The organism is Methylorubrum sp. POS3, assembly GCF_043352485.1.
Lineage (GTDB): Bacteria > Pseudomonadota > Alphaproteobacteria > Rhizobiales > Beijerinckiaceae > Methylobacterium > Methylobacterium suomiense.
In genome coordinates this window covers 3,975,061-3,992,333 of sequence record NZ_JAPRBT010000001.1, presented here as the reverse complement: position 1 = coordinate 3,992,333, position 17,273 = coordinate 3,975,061, and the positions used below count along the sequence as shown (strand labels likewise).

Annotated in this window: 17 protein-coding genes and 2 tRNA genes; 11 read left to right on the top strand and 8 right to left on the bottom strand. The window is 68.8% G+C overall.

Features of this window, described 5'->3' with window-relative positions:
- Positions 1 to 164 precede the first annotated feature (164 nt).
- Positions 165 to 1,043 carry a serine protease gene (locus OWC43_RS18360; protein ID WP_393958588.1) on the top strand — a complete coding sequence of 293 codons (879 nt, stop codon included), beginning with the start codon at positions 165 to 167 and terminating at the stop codon, positions 1,041 to 1,043.
- On the opposite strand, the gene hisF is transcribed toward OWC43_RS18360, so the two are convergent.
- From hisF to hisB, 5 genes are all read right to left on the bottom strand, one after another.
- Entirely contained in the window at positions 1,040 to 1,816 is a 777-nt protein-coding gene (gene hisF / locus OWC43_RS18355) for an imidazole glycerol phosphate synthase subunit HisF (protein WP_137831522.1), read from the bottom strand. The two genes, OWC43_RS18360 and hisF, sit on opposite strands and share 4 nt — an antisense overlap.
- Before the next feature lie 44 nt (positions 1,817 to 1,860).
- Positions 1,861 to 2,601, bottom strand: a complete 741-nt coding sequence (hisA, locus tag OWC43_RS18350; RefSeq protein ID WP_137831523.1) for a 1-(5-phosphoribosyl)-5-[(5-phosphoribosylamino)methylideneamino]imidazole-4-carboxamide isomerase — start codon at positions 2,599 to 2,601, stop codon at positions 1,861 to 1,863.
- 37 nt (positions 2,602 to 2,638) lie between these two features.
- Complete coding sequence (gene hisH / locus OWC43_RS18345; RefSeq protein WP_137831524.1) at positions 2,639 to 3,313, bottom strand: imidazole glycerol phosphate synthase subunit HisH; 675 nt, start codon at positions 3,311 to 3,313, stop codon at positions 2,639 to 2,641.
- Positions 3,310 to 3,795 carry a DUF2628 domain-containing protein gene (locus tag OWC43_RS18340; RefSeq protein WP_393957721.1) on the bottom strand — a complete coding sequence of 162 codons (486 nt, stop codon included), beginning with the start codon at positions 3,793 to 3,795 and terminating at the stop codon, positions 3,310 to 3,312. Before OWC43_RS18340 ends, hisH begins: the two co-directional genes overlap by 4 nt.
- 116 nt (positions 3,796 to 3,911) lie before the next feature.
- Positions 3,912 to 4,499, bottom strand: a complete 588-nt coding sequence (gene hisB, locus OWC43_RS18335; RefSeq protein WP_137831526.1) for an imidazoleglycerol-phosphate dehydratase HisB — start codon at positions 4,497 to 4,499, stop codon at positions 3,912 to 3,914.
- 190 nt (positions 4,500 to 4,689) lie between these two features.
- Here hisB and OWC43_RS18330 point away from each other — a divergent pair, with 190 nt between their 5' ends.
- The 4 genes from OWC43_RS18330 to OWC43_RS18315 all read left to right on the top strand — a co-directional run bounded on the left by OWC43_RS18330 (position 4,690) and on the right by OWC43_RS18315 (position 8,042).
- Positions 4,690 to 5,595, top strand: a complete 906-nt coding sequence (locus OWC43_RS18330; RefSeq protein ID WP_393957720.1) for a metallophosphoesterase — start codon at positions 4,690 to 4,692, stop codon at positions 5,593 to 5,595.
- 309 nt (positions 5,596 to 5,904) lie between these two features.
- Positions 5,905 to 6,228, top strand: coding sequence for a phosphoribosyl-ATP diphosphatase (locus OWC43_RS18325; protein WP_137831528.1), 324 nt, complete (start codon positions 5,905 to 5,907; stop codon positions 6,226 to 6,228).
- Positions 6,225 to 7,238: a type I pantothenate kinase gene (gene coaA / locus OWC43_RS18320; protein ID WP_137831529.1), complete on the top strand. Its 1,014-nt coding sequence runs from the start codon at positions 6,225 to 6,227 to the stop codon at positions 7,236 to 7,238. Before OWC43_RS18325 ends, coaA begins: the two co-directional genes overlap by 4 nt.
- A gap of 126 nt (positions 7,239 to 7,364) precedes the next feature.
- On the top strand, positions 7,365 to 8,042 hold the full coding sequence (locus tag OWC43_RS18315; protein WP_393957719.1) for a TerC family protein: 678 nt from the start codon (positions 7,365 to 7,367) through the stop codon (positions 8,040 to 8,042).
- 500 nt (positions 8,043 to 8,542) lie between these two features.
- On the opposite strand, the gene OWC43_RS18310 is transcribed toward OWC43_RS18315, so the two are convergent.
- Together OWC43_RS18310 and OWC43_RS18305 are read right to left on the bottom strand one after the other, a co-directional pair.
- Positions 8,543 to 8,627: transfer RNA gene (locus tag OWC43_RS18310), tRNA-Leu, on the bottom strand.
- A gap of 122 nt (positions 8,628 to 8,749) precedes the next feature.
- Positions 8,750 to 9,055: a FliM/FliN family flagellar motor switch protein gene (locus tag OWC43_RS18305; RefSeq protein WP_393957717.1), complete on the bottom strand. Its 306-nt coding sequence runs from the start codon at positions 9,053 to 9,055 to the stop codon at positions 8,750 to 8,752.
- A 143-nt stretch (positions 9,056 to 9,198) separates the two neighbouring features.
- Between OWC43_RS18305 and lipB the strand changes: the two genes are divergently transcribed.
- A complete protein-coding gene (lipB, locus tag OWC43_RS18300; protein WP_393958587.1) occupies positions 9,199 to 9,843 on the top strand; it encodes a lipoyl(octanoyl) transferase LipB in 645 nt (214 codons plus the stop codon).
- 121 nt (positions 9,844 to 9,964) lie between these two features.
- On the opposite strand, the gene OWC43_RS18295 is transcribed toward lipB, so the two are convergent.
- Positions 9,965 to 11,104: a glycosyltransferase gene (locus OWC43_RS18295; protein ID WP_393957716.1), complete on the bottom strand. Its 1,140-nt coding sequence runs from the start codon at positions 11,102 to 11,104 to the stop codon at positions 9,965 to 9,967.
- A gap of 248 nt (positions 11,105 to 11,352) precedes the next feature.
- On the opposite strand from OWC43_RS18295, the gene OWC43_RS18290 reads away from it, so the two are divergent.
- The 5 genes from OWC43_RS18290 (at position 11,353) to OWC43_RS18270 (ending at position 17,216) form a co-directional block, all read left to right on the top strand.
- Positions 11,353 to 11,796 (top strand): DMT family transporter, encoded by a 444-nt coding sequence (locus OWC43_RS18290; RefSeq protein ID WP_137831062.1) that lies wholly within the window; start codon positions 11,353 to 11,355, stop codon positions 11,794 to 11,796.
- Between the two features lie 594 nt (positions 11,797 to 12,390).
- Positions 12,391 to 13,623: an EAL domain-containing protein gene (locus OWC43_RS18285; RefSeq protein ID WP_238307987.1), complete on the top strand. Its 1,233-nt coding sequence runs from the start codon at positions 12,391 to 12,393 to the stop codon at positions 13,621 to 13,623.
- Between the two features lie 176 nt (positions 13,624 to 13,799).
- Entirely contained in the window at positions 13,800 to 15,209 is a 1,410-nt protein-coding gene (gene leuC / locus OWC43_RS18280; RefSeq protein WP_137831060.1) for a 3-isopropylmalate dehydratase large subunit, read from the top strand.
- Positions 15,210 to 15,449: 240 nt separating this feature from the next.
- A tRNA-Leu gene (locus tag OWC43_RS18275) sits at positions 15,450 to 15,534 on the top strand.
- Positions 15,535 to 15,644: 110 nt separating this feature from the next.
- A complete protein-coding gene (locus tag OWC43_RS18270; protein ID WP_393957714.1) occupies positions 15,645 to 17,216 on the top strand; it encodes a DUF6538 domain-containing protein in 1,572 nt (523 codons plus the stop codon).
- The last annotated feature ends 57 nt before the right edge of the window (positions 17,217 to 17,273 follow it).

Sequence of the window (17,273 nt, the reverse complement as noted above, 5' to 3'; positions counted from 1 at the left end):
TTTAGTCGGTCCGACATTTCTTGTCGGGAGCATATGGCAAACTTAAGTTTGCCGTCAGGCAGTGTGTGGAGTCTCTTGACCGACATCGCTCCGCGCGCCACGACTTTGGCTCAAGAGGCCCTCGTCGACGTGGCCGAACCGGATCGGGGGGAGGCATGGTGCCCATGGGAGGCGGTGGAACGGCCTTGTGGCGGCATCACAGCCGAGCGGCCATCGTCGTGCTGGCCGGATGGACCGCCGGGTTCTCCCTCCCGCCGGCCGGAGCGACCGACGGAATACGGGGATCCGATGTGGACGCGACCGGCGCGCTCTATCCGCGGGACGGGCGTCGCGACCTGCTGGCGGAGGATCGTCTCCGCTTCCCCGGGGCGGGCGTGCTGTGGTGCCGCCGCGCCGACGGGGTGCCCCGCAAGGCGGCGGCGGCGTGGCTGATCGGTGCGCCGACCCTTGTGATGCTCAACGCTCACAACTTCCGCAATCGCCAGCTCGAGACCACGCGGGTCGTCGCGGATTGCTACTTCCAGATCGGCGGGCGCAATTACGACTTCGTGCCCGACAGCCTGCATCTCGGCGTGGCGCGGGACGCGGAGCGGCTGCACATCACCGACGACTGGGCGCTCCTGCGCCTCGTTCAGCCCGCCGAGGCGCCGACCCAGCCCCTGCCCGAGGCGCCGCCGGATCTGGCGACCGGTGACCTGACGCTGCCGGTCACCATGGTCTCGCCGGGCGGCCATGGGAATTACCGCGGCGAGAGCAGCCTGGAGACCTGCGCGATCCGCCGCGTCGACCCGCCGACGGAGGGCGGCACCCGCCGCGCCCGCCACGATTGCAACGACGGCTATGGCGGCTCCGGCTCGGGCCTGTTCGACGAGGCGGGCCGGCTCGTCGCCATGCAGAGCGCCTCGCTCTCCATGAATTCACGCCACGCCTTCGATATCGAATTCCACTACGGCTCGGCGCTCCTCCTCGAGGGGGCGCTGCTGGAGGCCCTGCGGTCCGCCGCCAAGGAGACGGGCGGCGATCCGCGCCGGAAGGCTCCCTAGGGGTCGAGCCGCATCGCCAGCCCGGCGGCGGCCATGTGGGCCTTGGCCTCGCCGACGGTGTGTTGCCCGAAATGGAAGATCGAGGCGGCGAGCACCGCGCTCGCGCCGCCATCGCGCACGCCCGCCACGAGGTCGTCGAGCCCGCCGACGCCGCCGGAGGCGATGACCGGCACGCGCACGGCATCGGCGATCGCCCGCGTCAGGGCGAGGTCGTAGCCCGAGCGGGTGCCGTCCTTGTCCATGGAGGTGACCAGCAATTCGCCCGCCCCGCCCTCGGAGATCCGATGGGCGAACGCGACCGCATCGAGGCCGGTCGGGTTGCGCCCGCCATGGGTGAAGATCTCCCAGCGCGCCGGCTCCCCGGCGGCGGAGACGCGCTTGGCGTCGATCGCCACGACGATGCACTGGTCGCCGAACTTCTCCGCCGCCTCCGCCACGAGTTCGGGGTTCTTCACCGCCGCCGTGTTGATGCCGACCTTGTCGGCGCCGGCCAGCAGCAGGGTGCGCACGTCGGCGACGGTGCGCACGCCCCCGCCCACGGTGAGCGGCATGAAGCAGGCCTCCGCGGTGCGGCTCACCACGTCGAGCAGGGTGCCGCGGGCCTCGTGGCTCGCGGTGATGTCGAGGAAGCAGAGCTCGTCGGCCCCGGCGGCGTCGTAGGCCTTGGCCGACTCGACCGGGTCGCCCGCATCGCGCAGTTCGAGGAACTGCACGCCCTTCACGACGCGTCCGTCCTTCACGTCGAGGCAGGGGATGATGCGGGTCTTGAGCACGGGCGGCCTGCTGTTTCGGGGCGGCGGGAGCGGTTGACCGCCCGTCAGGACGCTTCGGCCGCGCGGGCGATGGCGGCGAGCGCCTCGGCCGGGTCGATCCGGCCATCATAGAGGGCGCGTCCGGTGATGGCCCCGGCCAGCACCGCGCAATCGGGCTCGAGCAGGCGGTCCACGTCGGCCATGGAAGCGAGCCCGCCCGAAGCGATGACCGGGATACGCACGGCCTGCGCCAGCGCCAGGGTCATCTCGATGTTGAGGCCCTTCAGGATGCCGTCGCGGGCGATGTCGGTGTAGATGATCGCGGCGACGCCCGCATCCTCGAAGCGGCGGCCGAGATCCTCCGCGGTCATGCTGGAGGTCTGGGCCCAGCCCTCCACCGCCACCCGCCCGTCCTTGGCGTCGATGCCGACGGCGATGCGGCCGGGATGGCGGCGGGCCGCCTCGCGGACGAAGGCGGGGTCGCGCACGGCGGCGGTGCCGATGATGACGCGGCTCACCCCCTTCTCGATCCAGCCTTCGAGGGTGCGCATCTCGCGCACGCCGCCGCCGAGCTGCACCGGCATCCGCACCCGCGCCAGGATCGCCTCGACCGCCTCGGCGTTGCGCGGCGCGCCGGCGAAGGCGCCGTCGAGATCGACCACGTGCAGCCAGGGGAAACCCTGGCGCTCGAAGGTGGCGGCCTGGTCGGCGGGGTCGTCGTTGAAGACCTTGGCCTGGGCCATGTCCCCCTGCACGAGGCGGACGCAGCGCCCTTCCTTGAGGTCGATGGCCGGAAACAGGATCACGCGTCAGCTCGTGTCGTTGGAGAAATTGGGGGGCGGGTCAGGGGCGCCAGCGCAGGAAATTGGCGATGAGCGCCAGACCGAGCCGCTGGCTCTTCTCGGGGTGGAACTGCGTGCCGGCCATGTTGTCCCGCGCCACCATCGCGGTGACGCGCCCGCCATACTCGGCATGCGCCACCACGTCCGCCGGCTCGGCGGGCGTCAGGGCGAAACTGTGGACGAAATAGGCGTGCAGGCCCTCGCCGCCGGTCGCGATCCCGTCGAGCAAGGCATGGGCGCGGTCGGCCACCAGCGTGTTCCAGCCCATATGCGGGATCTTGAGCGCCGGGTCGGCCGGCACGATCGGGCCGACATCGCCGGGAATCCAGCCGAGCCCCGCCGTCTCCTCGTATTCGAGGCCGCGGCTCGCCATGAGTTGCATGCCGACGCAGATGCCGAGGAAGGGCCGGCCGTCGCGACGCACGGCCTGGGTCAGCGCCTCGACCATGCCGGGCACCGCGTCCAGGCCGCGGCGGCAATCGGCATAGGCACCGACGCCCGGCAGCACGATCCGGTCGGCCGAGGCCACGGCCTCGGGCACATCGGTGAGGAGGATGCGGGTGTCGTCCTGCCCCGCCTCGCGGGCGGCCCGTTCGAAGGCCTTCACCGCCGAGTGGAGGTTGCCCGAGCCGTAATCGATGATCGCGACGGTTTGCCCGTTCCCTGGTCCGCTCACCGCGCGCCCTCGTGTGCCGGAAAGAAGCCGAGCGCCGTCTCCTCGTCGCGGCGCGGGGCGGTGCGCGCGGCCGAGGGGACCGGGCGCTGGGCCGAGTCACGGTCGAGCCAGCGGGCCGCGAGCTTCATCTCCGCCTCCTCCTGCGAGGCCGCGAGCACGGCGTCGCGGGCGGGCAGGCCGCGGCGGCCATAGGTCCAGCGGCGCAGGGACGAGGCCTCCAGCCCGATCAGGAGGCCGGCCAGCAGGGTCACGATCAGACCCGCCGCCGGCGGCAGACCGAGCGCCTCGCCGGCCAAGCGCAGGCCGACGAGGCCGGCGAGCACGAGGAAGGCGGCGAGCCAGAGACGGTGCCAGGCGAACCACAGCACCGTGAAGGCGAAGGCGCGGCTCGAGAATCCGTCGCGCACGAGCTGCGCCCGATCGAGAGCGTGCACGTCGCCGCGGACGGCGCCCTCGGGCACGTGCAGCGTGTAGGTTCGCATCCGCATGGTCCGACCCTTCAGAGCGCTTGCCGACGAGGTGGAGGCCGGTTCGTCGAAGAAAAGCGCATCGCGACGAAAACAGAAAGCCACCGAGCCGCTTGCATCGGCGTGGCGGCTCAGAGCGAGCCCTTGGTGGAGGGAACGCGCCCGTCCTCGCGTGGATCGACCGCCACCGCCTTCCGCAAGGCGCGGGCCAGACCCTTGAACAGGCTCTCGGCGATGTGGTGGGCGTTCTCGCCGTAGAGCGTCTCGACATGCAGGGTGATGCCGGCGTTCATCGCGAAGGCCTGGAAGAACTCGCGCACCAGTTCGGTGTCGAACTGCCCGATCTTCTCCACGCGGAACGTGGTCCGGAAGACCAGGAACGGACGCCCGGAAATGTCGACGGCGACCCGGCTCAGGGTCTCGTCCATCGGCAGGTGGAGATCGGCGTAGCGGTTGATCCCGCGCTTGTCGCCGAGCGCCCGCGCGAAGGCCTGACCGAGCGCGATGCCGGCATCCTCGGTGGTGTGGTGCTGATCGACGTGGAGGTCGCCCGTCACCTTGATCTCGGCGTCGAACAGGGCGTGGCGCGCGAACAGCTCCAGCATGTGGTCGAGGAAGCCGACACCGGTCGCGATCGCGGCCTTGCCGGTCCCGTCGAGGTCGAGCGTGACGGAGACGTCGGTCTCCGCCGTGCGGCGGCTGATGCTGGCGTTGCGCATCGTCTGTTCGAGAATTGCCCTGGATGTCGGTCGACGGATCGATCCGTCAGGCCCGCCTTGTAGTGTGGTTCCGCCCCTCGGGGAAAGGGCGTCGTCGCATGCCCCGCCATCGGAAACGCCCGCCCGCGTCATCACCCGGTCATGCGGCGGCGCGAGCGTTCCGCAATCATCGTTGCCGCAAGAGGCCGCCATGCTGTCCCGCCGATCCGTGCTCGCCGGCAGCGCCGCGCTTTTCACCGCGCCCGCGCGGGCCGAGCCGCGCCCGCTGCGCTTCGGCGTGATCGCCGATCCGCAATATGCCGATGCGCCGCCGAACACCGCGATGGGTCGCTACTACGCCGAGAGCCTGGGCAAGCTCGCCGCCGCGGTGGAGGTGCTGAACGCGCAGGATCTCCGCTTCGTCGTGACCCTCGGCGACGTGATCGACCGCGACTTCGCGAGCTTCGATCGCATCCTGCCGATCTATCGGACCTTGCGGCACGAGACCCGCTTCGTGCTCGGGAACCACGATTTCGAGGTCGGCGCGCAGGATCTCGACCGGGTGGTCGGCCGGCTCGGCATGACGGGGACATATTACGATTTCGCCGTGGCGGGCCTGCGCTTCGTCGTCCTCGACGGCAACGACGTGTCGCTCTTCGCCCCGCCCCAGGGGGACCCGCGGTGGCAGCTCGCCCAGGACCGCCTCGCGCGGGCGAAGGCGGCGGACCTGCCGAACGCCAAGCCGTGGAACGGATCCTTCGGCCCGGCGCAGGTCGCTTGGCTGGAGCGAACGCTGGCCGCGGCGCAGGCGGCGGGCGAGCGGGTCGTCGTCCTGAACCATTATCCGGTCCTGCCGGAGAATCCGCACAACCAGTGGGATTCGGGCGAGGTCGTCGCGCTGCTCGCCCGCTTTCCCAACGTCGTCGCCTATTTCAACGGGCACAACCACGCGGGCAATTACGGGCAGGCCCACGGCATCCATTTCGTCAATTTCCGGGGGATGGTGGACACGCCCGACACATCGGCCTTCGCCGTCGTCGAAATCCTGACCGATCGGATCGACATCCGCGGCTACGGCCGGGAGCCGAGCCGCTCGCTTCCACTGCGGGCGGTCTGATCCGGCTCTCCGCTCGAGCGAGGCCCAAATCCGCATCCCGTACAGATCAAGCGGAATTGTCATGACGGCTTTGGTCCGAGCGGACCGACGACCCGGTCTCGGCCTGCCGGAGGTCCGACATCCGTTGCTCGGGACGGAAGAATGGCGGCCAAAGGTCCTCCGACCTAGCGAACTTCCACATCAGTCGCGGCGATCCGTCAGCATCGCCGCCGCGCGGCCCTTGACCGGGGCGCCGCCCCTGATCAGGGTCCGCTGAGCCGGCATCCGACCCTTCGATGCGGCAGCGGACGGGCCCAAGCGCCGGACTCTATGACACAGTTCACCCTCGACGACCTTGCCGCCCTGGTGGACAGCCGAGCCGGCCAGCCCCCCGACAGCTCCTACACGGCAAAGCTTCTCGCCGAGGGGCCGGCCAAGGCGGCCAAGAAGCTCGGGGAGGAGGCGGTGGAGGCGGCGATCGCCGCCGTGCAGGGCGACCACAAGGCCCTCGTCTCGGAGGCCGCGGACGTCCTTTATCACCTGCTCGTGACCCTGAAGGCGGGGGGCGTTCCGCTCTCCGACGTGATGGCCGAGTTGCAGCGCCGCACGGCACAGAGCGGTCTGGCCGAGAAGGCGGCGCGGAGGCACACGTGATCGGGGCCCCGATCCCGTCGTCCGGGATCGAGCCCGAGGAGCGGCAGAACCCGGTGACCGGCGAGGGACCGGGGCGCCTCTCCCCCTACCGGATCTTCTCCCGCGACGAGTGGGCCCAACTGCGTGCCGACACGCCGCTGACGCTCACCGCCGAGGATATCGGCCGGCTGCAATCGCTCAACGATCCGATCTCCATCGAGGAGGTCGTGGCGATCTACCTGCCGCTCTCGCGCCTGCTCTCGCTCTACGTCGCCGCCACCCAGGGCCTGTTCAAGGCGACCCAGCGCTTCCTGCTGGCGGAGCGCGAGGCCAAGGTCCCCTACATCATCGGGCTCGCCGGTTCCGTCGCCGTCGGCAAATCGACCACGGCCCGGGTGCTGAAGGCCCTGCTGGCCCGCTGGCCCAACACGCCGAAGGTCGATCTCATCACCACCGACGGGTTCCTGCACCCCAATGCCGAGCTTCAGCGCATGGGGGCGATGGAGCGCAAGGGTTTCCCGGAGAGCTACGACAGCACGGCGCTGCTGCGCTTCCTGGCGGACATCAAGGCCGGGCATCGGCGGGTCGCCGCCCCGGTCTATTCCCACCTCGTCTACGACGTGGTGCCCGGCGAGGAGCAGGTGATCGAATCGCCCGACATTCTCATCGTCGAGGGGCTGAACGTGCTGCAGCCCGCCCGCCTGCCGCGGGACGGCACGGCGATCCCCTTCGTCTCGGACTTCTTCGACTTCTCGATTTATCTCGACGGGCACGAGGACGACCTGCACCGCTGGTACGTCAACCGCTTCCTGCGCCTGCGCCAGACCGCGTTCCGCGATCCCCTCTCCTATTTCCGCAAATATGCCGAGGTGACCGAGGCGGAGGCGCTCGAGATCGCCGACCGGCTCTGGACGTCGATCAACCTGCCCAACCTGCGCGACAATATCCTGCCGACGCGCCAGCGTGCGAGCTTGATCCTGGCCAAGGGCGCGAGCCATCGCATCGAGAGTGTCGCCCTGCGGCGGCTGTAACGGCGGAGCCCGCGACTCCGGTCGGGGCCGGTTGCATCGGCGCTTGGTATAATGAATGACGGCGCCGATGCCGGGTTCGGCGCGGGCGGCCTTCGGGCCGCCGTTTTCTTGCCCGAGGGGACCGAAATGGACGCCAATTTCTGGGCCGCCCTCGCGGGCATCATCTGGATCGATCTCCTGCTCTCGGGGGACAACGCCGTCGTGATCGCGATGGTGTGCTCGCGGCTGCCCCCGGCGCAGCGACGGATGGGCATCATCCTCGGCGCCTCCGCGGCGGTGGGCCTGCGCATCATCTTCGCGTTCTGCGTGGCGTGGCTGATGGCGGTGCCGGGCCTGAGCCTGATCGGCGGCCTGTTCCTACTCTGGGTCGCGGCCAAGCTCGTGATCGATCACGGCGCGGAGGACGAGGAGGCGAAGGCCAGCACGACGCTGCTCGGCGCCGTCACCACCATCGCCATCGCCGATGCCGGCATGAGCCTCGACAACGTGCTGGCCATCGCCGCTTTGTCCCACGGCAACATCTACCTCATGGCCTTCGGCGTGCTGCTGTCGATCCCGATCGTCATCGCCGGCAGCGCGCTGATCTCGGGCCTCCTCGCGCGCTTCCCCATCCTCATCTGGGCCGGCGCCGCCCTGCTCGGCTGGGTCGCGGGCAGCATCATCGCCTCGGACAGCTACGTGAAGGCCTATGTGCCGATGGACGAGCACGCCCTGCACTACGCCTTCGCCGCCGCCGGCCTCGCCATCACCGTGGCCCTCGGCCTGCTGATCCGGCTGCGTCACGCCCGCACCGCCCGGGCCTGAGACGCGCCGGCGCGGGGCCGGGGGCGACGCGTCGCCCCCGGCCCCGTCGTCGCGAGAGCCATGGGCGGCCCGTCCGCGGCCGTCCGAGCGCTCGGCCCGGACCCCTCCCGTCGAGCGGGGGGGCATCCGCCGGGCCCGGCATGGAGGCGCAACCGAGCCGCAGGGCTGGCCGTCGAAAAGTTGCGAAGGGCTGTTGAACGGCTCAAGCATGCTTGAGGCGTGAGCGTCGAAATGTGTCGGGTACCATCGCCGCCCGATTCCAGCGCATCCACGGTTCACGAGACGCCGATGGCGCTGCCCCGGTCCGCAACGGTGCGAGGCCTGGACGGCCTAGGATCAGTAGGATGCCGCAGCGGTGATGGCTTCAGGCGCTTCACGCGTCCTGAGGGACGGGCGATCGGCGATCAGGTGATCGAAGCAATCGCTCGAAGACCGCCAAGCAACAATCGGTCATTCGGTGATTTTCGAAGCACATCTCTCCGTCTCGATGAGAAAGAGAGTGGTGCGGCCAAGAGGACTCGAACCTCCACCCCTCGCGGGACTAGCACCTCAAGCTAGCGCGTCTACCAATTCCGCCATGGCCGCCCTTGCCGCCGGTCCGTCTGGCGGGCCGGCATTTCGTGTGGGCGGCGCAGCGGATAACAGAAGCTTGGGGCCGGCACAAGCGCCGGATCGCTTCTTTGTCCGCAAGCCGCCCGTTCGGCCGATCAGGCCACGGGGTCGGCCTCCTCCAGCACCGGCACCGCCCCCTCGCCGATGGTCACGCCGGGCGTGCGCACGACCTCCGCCTTGCGGATCAATTCCGTCACCTCCACCGAGATGCGGTTGCCCGTCACCACGATCTGCCCGCGGGCGATCGGGTGGTCGTTGGCGAGGATCTCGACCATATCGCTGTCGGTGGCGTCGAGTTCGATCACGGCGCCGCGGCCCATGCGCAGCAGCATGTGCAGCGGCATCTGGCTGCGCCCCAGCACGACCTTGAGATCGACCTTCAGTTCGTCCAGGACCGCCACGCGCGCATGCTCCAGCTCGACCGCTCGGCGAATCCTTCACGAGGGATGGTGAAGCCTTGGTAAACGACGCCCCCGTTCCCCCCTCCCCCCGGCTCGCGACGGCGCCCGCCGCCTTCCTGCCGCGGGCCGGTGCTCCGCCCGTGATGTGGCGCGTCTCGGATGCGCCTGTGCCCTACGACGAGGCCGTGGCCGCCATGGAGGCGCGGGCGGCGGCCATCGCCCTGGGCGAGGCGGACGAACTGATCTGGCTGCTCGAGCACCCGCCGCTCTACACCGCAGGCACCTCGGCGAAGGCGGCCGATCTCGTCGAGCCGGAACGTTTCCCGGTCCATCAGACGGGGCGGGGCGGGCAATACACCTATCACGGGCCGGGCCAGCGCATCGCCTACGTGATGCTCGACCTCAACCGCCGCCGGCCGGATCTCAGGGCCTACGTGGCGAGCCTGGAGGCGTGGCTGATCGCGACGCTGGATGCGTTCAACGTTCGTGCGGAGCGGCGCGAGGACCGCGTCGGCGTCTGGGTCCGCCGGCCCGAGAAGGGACCGCATGTCGAGGACAAGATCGCGGCGATCGGCATCCGGGTGCGGCGCTGGGTGAGCCTGCACGGGCTCAGTCTCAACGTCGAGCCGGACTTGTCGCATTTTTCCGGCATCGTGCCCTGCGGCGTGCGCGAGCACGGCGTCACCAGCCTCGCCGATCTCGGACGCATCGTGAGCCTGCCCGAGGTCGACATGGCCCTGCGCGCGGCCTTCGAGCCGATCTTCGGCGAGACGCGGGACGAAGCATAGATCCGGGATCGCAAAGGGATCATCCCTTTGCCGGGGTATCGGGGCAGAGCCCCGGTTTCCCTCCAAAGCCAGGGCTCCGCCCTGGACCCGCGAAAGGACGTGTCCTTTCGAAACCTCGCATTCAGGCGTCGGCGGTGGCCGAGGGCACCGTTGCGACCAGCGGGAGGGCCGGGGTCCTGCGGCGCAGCCGCAGCGCCAGTCGCAGCACCGGCAGGACGAGACGGGCGAGGCGGATCTGGCCGGGCAGCTGGCGCGGCATCAGCGGGCGATAGGCGAGGCGCGGGCTGGCGCGGTCCACCGCGGCGACGATCTCGCCGACCCGCGGCAGGGCGGCGATGCGGCGGGCCTCCGCATCGGGGATGGCGAGGCGGCGCGCCCAGGCGAGATCGTGGGCCAACCGGCCCTGCCCGTGCAGGCGGCGCAGGCGCGCGCGCCAGGCGTAGCGGTGCAGCGCGCGGGGCACCGCCTCCATTCGCGCGTCGCAGAGCGCGTCCGGCTCCTCGCAGCGGGAGCGGATCGTGTCGGCCACGCCCCCCGCTGCCCGGCCGGTGAGACGGGCGGAGATCCACACCATCACGGCCCGGTCGTGGCGAACACGGAATCCCTGCTCCAAGAGCGCGGCGACGAAGGCGCCGTCCTCGCCCAGGGGAATCTCCGGCATGCCGCCGACCGCCCCATAGGCCGAGCGGCGGACGGCGAGGGAGGCGCCGATGGTGGTGCGGTGGCATGGCCACGGATCGGACGGATCGGGATCGATGCGCGCTTCCATCTCGGTGATGAGCGCGTCGTAGGCATCCTCCAGCCGGCCGCGGGCGGGCAGCGAGGGCGGCAGCAGCGCCGCTTCTTCCGGGATCAGCTCGACCCGGCCGGCGACCGCATCGGCGCCCGCATCCAGGGCGGCGAGATTGGCGGCGACCCAGTCCGGCGGCACGCGGCTGTCGGCGTCGGTGGTCAGGAGCGTGCCCGACGCTCCCACCTCGTCGAGCCAAGCGGCGGCGGCGTCCATCGCAGCCCGGCGGGCCCAGCCGGCATGGGCGCCCGCATAGGTCCGCTCGATCACCCGCACCGGGAGCGTGAGGCGAGGCAGAAGGTCGGCGACGATGTCCGGCGTGCCGTCGCTGCAATTGTTGAGGAACAGCACGAGCCCGAGACGCCCCGGCGCGAGGCCGGTCTGCGCATCGATCGCCCGCAGGCAGGCCACGATCCGTTCGGCCTCGTTGCGGACGGGCACGGCGATGACGGTGTCGAGAGCGGAGGGCACGGAGGGGCTCCGAGAGGATCGGCCGAGGGCGACCGGCTTCCGGCGAATCGCCGATGGTCGTGCGGCGGTTCTAGCCGCGCTCGATGAACCGGGGCTGAGGGACTTTGCCGCGGAAACGGCCAGGCCGCGCCCCGGTTTCATGGTTACCCCGGTCCCGCCGCTTCCGCGCCTCCGGGCGAAAAGCTCGCCCTCCCCTCGCCGCTCCATCGCACCGCGCGCGGTGGCGGCCCCGCATGGATGCCGCGACCATGATCCTCCTTTACGGCGCCGTCCTCATCGCCGGCATCGCCAACGCGATCCAGCCCGGGCAGACCACACAACTCGCCAAGTCGCTCGGAGAGCCCTTCACTGCGGGGCTCATCTCGATGTTCGTCGGCACCCTCGGCATGTTCACCATCGGCTTGATCTCGGGACATCTCACGGTGCCGAGCGCGCAGCAGGCGAGTCAGGCGCCCTGGTGGGCCTGGATCGGCGGCTTGGTCGGCGTCGGTCTCCTGATCGCGCAGCTCTTCGTGGCGCAGCGGGTGGGGGCGGCGCCGTTCCTGGCCATCCTCGTGACCGCGGGCGTCGTCACCTCGATCGCCCTCGACCATTTCGGTCTCGTCGGCTTCGAGGTTCATGCGGCCGGGCCGATGCGTCTCGTCGGCGGCGGCCTGATGATCGCAGGCGTCATGCTCGTCGCCCTGTCCTGAAGCCGCTGCAGACGCAGCCGCTGGCTTTCCCGTCGCGGTCGATCGCCAGGTCGAGCGGTCAGACCGCCCTCTCGCTGGTCCGCTCCCAAGCGGCGCGGCCCGAAGCGCCCGCCGCACCGTTCCCTCCCGCGCGAGGCGGACGGCGTACCCTCAGTCGAAGGGGTCGGACGGGACAATTTCCAGTCCGGTCAGAGTTGCGCTTCGAAACGACCGCAGAGGCGATCACAACATCGTATAGGCGGGCTCATGGCCTGGCCGGGAACGCGTGAGGCCATCCGCACGCTTGCGCCGGGATTTCTATGACAGACGAAAGAGATCGTCGTCGGACCGGCGGTTCGGGCGCGAAGCACCAGCGCCTTTCGGAAACCCGACCGACTCGGCTCATCTGCGTTGAAAACTCGTTTCCATCCGACTCCAGCAAGTTTCCGCGCCGTGCAGCGTTCGGGCTTCACTTGCGGGAAGAGATTTCCTGAGGCTATCGTGTGGTTGTGTTCCGGCCTTGCCCGCCGACGGATCGCCGACCGGCGGGACGCTTCGCGGGTGTTCGGCCTGGGCCTTCGGAAATGCCGGCCTTCACCGCTCGGACCCACCCGCGTGTCGCTCGCACCCCTCTTCGACGCTGGCCCCGGAACGGCCGGCGAGCAGGTTCAGTCCGTGCTGCAGGCGGTACGCCGCCATCTGGCGATGGATGTCGGGTTCGTGTCCGAATTCGTCAGCGGACGCCGCGTCTTCCGCTTTACAGACGGCCAAGCGTCCGGCCATCCGATCACGGTCGGCGCGTCCGATCCGCTGGACAAGAGCTTCTGCTACTACGTGGCCCGCGGCATGATGCCGGAACTGATGCACGATGCCGGCGAGGATCCGACCGCACTCCAGCTGCCGGTCACCCACGATCTTCCGGTGGGGGCCCATCTCAGCGTGCCCCTGCGGCATTCCGATGGGACGACCTACGGCTCCGTCTGCTGTTTCAGCTTCACCCCCGATCGTTCGCTCACCACCCGCGATCTCGGCCTGCTGCGGCTCTGCGCGGATCTCGTGGGGACCATCCTGCAACGGGAACGCTGTGCCGCTTCCGAATGGGAGATGCGGCGCGCACGCTTGAACGCGGTGATCGAAGGCGGCGCCATCCAGATCGCCTATCAGCCCATCTACAGCCTCCGCGATGGCCGATTGAAGGCCTTCGAAGCCCTCGCGCGATTCCCGGATGAGCCGATGCGCGGGCCGGAGGCGTGGTTCGCAGAGGCCGCCCAGTTCGGTCTCGACGAAGCCCTGGAATTCCTGGCCGCCGAACGCGCCCTAGCCGCATTCGCTTGGCTCGATCCCGGGCTCAAGCTCACGGTCAACCTGTCGCCGGCGCGGATCGTGAGCCCGCGCTTCCCCGAATTGTTCGCGGACGCGCCGCTCGACCGTATCGTGCTCGAGCTGACCGAGCATGCGGGCGTCGAATCCTACGATTGGCTGCGGCAGGCGCTGGCGCCCCTGCGGGCGCAGGGGCTGCGGCTCGCCATCGACGATGTCGGGGCCGGGCATTCGACCTTCCGGCACGTGCTCGAACTGTCGCCGGAATACATCAAGCTCGATATGAGCCTGATCCGCGCCATCGACCGTGATACGGCCCGGCGGGCGCTCGCCGAATCCATCACCGCCTACGGTCGTCGCACCGGCTGCGAGGTCGTGGCCGAGGGGATCGAGACGCCGGCCGAGTTCGCGGCGCTCCGCGACATCGGTGTGACCTGTGCCCAGGGCTACCTGCTCGGCCGCCCCGTCGCGATCGAGGAGGCGGTGCGCGTGCCGGAAACCGCGCTCTTCCCGGACGAAGCGGCCTGAGCGGGGCCGACGCCGGAGGGGCGGAGGCGATGTGCGCCTCCACCCTTCCGAAACCCGTGCGGGGGTATTACTAAAGGGTTCTCCTGCCGGATCGTCCCCGCTTGCCCGTCGCCCTCTCCGGCGACTCGAAGGGGACGTTTCCAGGCGGGTCCAGCAACTGTCAGACACGTCTCGCCATGACCGCGCCGCGCACTCTCTACGACAAGATCTGGGACGACCACGTCGTCGATGTTCAGCCGGACGGCTCCGCCCTCCTCTACATCGACCGGCACCTCGTGCACGAAGTGACGAGCCCCCAGGCCTTCGAGGGACTTCGCGTGGCCGGCCGCAAGGTCCGCGCCCCGGGCAAGACGCTCGCGGTCGTCGATCACAACGTCCAGACCTCGGACCGCTCCAAGGGCATCGAGGATCCGGAAAGCCGCACGCAGCTCGAGGCGCTCGCCGAGAACGTGCGCGACTTCGGCATCGAATTCTATGACGCCCTCGACCGGCGCCAGGGCATCGTCCACATCATCGGGCCGGAGCAGGGCTTCACCCTGCCCGGGCAAACGATCGTCTGCGGCGATTCCCACACCTCGACCCACGGCGCCTTCGGGGCCCTCGCCCACGGCATCGGCACCTCGGAGGTCGAGCACGTGCTCGCCACCCAGACACTGATCCAGCGCAAGGCCCGCAACATGCGGGTGACCGTCGACGGCACCCTGCCGCCGGGCGTGACCGCCAAGGACATCATCCTGGCGATCATCGGCGAGATCGGCACCGCGGGCGGCACCGGCCACGTCATCGAATATGCCGGCGAGGCGATCCGCGCCCTCTCGATGGAGGGGCGGATGACGATCTGCAACATGTCGATCGAGGGCGGCGCCCGCGCCGGCATGGTCGCTCCCGATGCGATCACCTACGAATATGTTCAGGGCCGGCCAAAGGCTCCGAAGGGCGCGGCATTCGACGCGGCGCGGCGCTACTGGGAGAGCCTCGCCACCGACGAGGGGGCGCATTTCGACCGCGAGGTGCGGCTGGACGCGGCCAATCTCCCGCCCATCGTCTCCTGGGGGACGAGCCCGGAGGACGTGGTCTCGATCTCCGGCACGGTTCCGGATCCGTCCGCCATCGCCGACGAGAACAAGCGCCAGTCCAAGGAGAAAGCCCTGGAATATATGGGCCTGATTCCGGGTACGCGCATCACCGACCTGACGCTCGACCGAGTGTTCATCGGCTCGTGCACGAACGGGCGGATCGAGGATCTGCGCGCTGTCGCGCAGATCGTCGAAGGCCGGAAGGTCCACGAGGGGGTCTCGGCGATGGTGGTGCCGGGCTCCGGCCTGGTGAAGGCGCAGGCCGAGGCCGAAGGGATCGACCGCATCCTGAAGGATGCGGGCTTCGACTGGCGCGAGCCGGGCTGCTCGATGTGTCTCGGGATGAATCCCGACAAGCTCCGGCCGGGCGAGCGCTGCGCCTCGACCTCGAACCGCAACTTCGAGGGCCGCCAGGGACCGCGCGGGCGTACCCACCTCGTCTCCCCGGCCATGGCCGCTGCGGCGGCCGTCGCCGGCCGCTTCGTCGATATCCGCGACTGGCGCGGCTGAGAACGCCCCGCGCCGATTGCAGGGTGACCCTCGGCGCCGAGGGGACGCCTGAAGACGAATGGGCGTGCCGCGCGGGGCCTCGACTGTTCTTCCCGCGCGGCATGCCGTTGGGTGAGAGCCACGCGCGTCTGCCGTCCCGGCGCAGCGGTTCAGCTTTTTGCAAACCGACGCGAAACAGCGATTGACGCCTCGGCCGCCGCCCCCTAAACGAACCCCATCGCCGGTCGGACACGACCCGGCGCCCAGGTGGCGGAATTGGTAGACGCGCTGGTTTCAGGTACCAGTCTCGCAAGAGGTGAAGGTTCGAGTCCTTTCCTGGGCACCATCAGCGGCCTAAAGCGCTGATCCGCAACAAGCATTAGATATCAAAGGCATTTTCGGTTGGCTCGCTGTACAACAGCGCGGTACAACATGCCTTTGCTGATGCCTCGTCCGATGAAGCGTCCCAACTCCACCTATCACCAACTCGTTCAGCGCATCCCGGCTGACGTGGCTGCCAAAGTGCGTGGCCTGACACTGGCGATCCCGGTGGGTGATACCATTGCGACCATCCTTGTGACCCCTACCCGCAAGGACATCCGCACCTCCCTCCGCACACGAGATCCCCAGGAAGCAAAGGCACGGCAGGCCGTTGCAGTCGCCTACTTGGAGGGTGTCTGGGAGTCCGCACGAAAGGGTCCGAAGCGGCTTAGCCACAAGGAGACGTTAGCTCTCGCGGGTGAAATCTACCAAGCCTGGGCCGATGCCTTCGAGGATGATCCTGGCCCAACGGAGCGGTGGGTAAGGGCCGAGGCAGCCAACATTCGCGCCAACCTCGGTCAGTATGACGGGGCCTCCCTGATGATCCTGTCCCCTAATGAGCGACGGGCTCGCAGCGTTGAAGAACGGGTTGGTGGTTTCGCTGATGTAGCACTCGCCAAGCGTGGCCTTGTGATCGATGCTGGCAGCCGTGCCCGCCTCAACGACGAGGTTCTAAAGGCACTCCGGCAAGCCACGGTCCTTCATCTGCGTAGGGCAGAAGGGGACTACTCTCCCGACCCTCAGGCCAATCGCTTCCCCACATTCCCTGTAACGCCCAACGACACTAAGGCAGTCAGCCTCCTGAGCTTGTTCGATGGCTGGGCCAAAGAGCGGAAGCCGTCAGAGAGTACGGTGGCTCAATGGCGCAAGCACATTCAGACGTTCATTGCCTTCATGGGGAAAGACGATGCCGGTCAAGTGACGAAGGCCGATGTGGTCCGATGGAAGGATGCCCTCGTAGACGCTGGTGGGGCCCCGAAGACGATCAACGACTCCAAGCTTGCCGCACTGAAGGCAGCCTACGAATGGGGAGTGAGTAACGTCCGTGTCGCAATGAACCCTGCCACAGGCGTCTCAGTAGCTCATAAAAAGCGAGCCGGTGAGCAGATGCAGGGCTTCACCGATGCTGAGGCTGAGGCAATCCTGAGTGCCGCTGCAAAGGAGACCAAGCCTCACCTCCGCTGGATACCGTTGCTGTGTGCTGCTTCCGGCGCTCGGGTTGGTGAGATTGCTCAGCTTCGGGGACAGGATGTCGTAGTGACGGACGGTATCCCAACCATCCGGATCACTGCTGACGCTGGTTCCGTGAAGACACTCGGCTCAGAGCGTACCATTCCAATCCATTCTGCCGTAATCAAAGATGGCTTCCTAGAGTTTACCAGGGGCAACCAGGGGCCACTCTTCTTCGATCCAACAAAGCGCAAGGCCGGGGCTAAGAAACCTCAGCACAAGATCGTCGCTAAGTACGTGGCAACATGGGTTGGGGAATTGGGTCTCACTGGTGTTGGACGGGAAAACCGGAAAGACCCATCTCACGCATGGCGTCACCGGTTCAAGACGCTTGCCCGTGCGGCCGGTATCAGCGACAGTGTAGCCGATGCGATTGTCGGCCATGCACCTGACAGCGTATCCAAGGCTTATGGGACGGTGACGCTGGCAACGATGAGGGACGCCATAGAGCGCATACCGCTGTCGCTGAACCGTTAATCACGCACTCCACGGCTCTGCCTCTGCTGATCCCCATGGAACCACCGGGTAGCCACA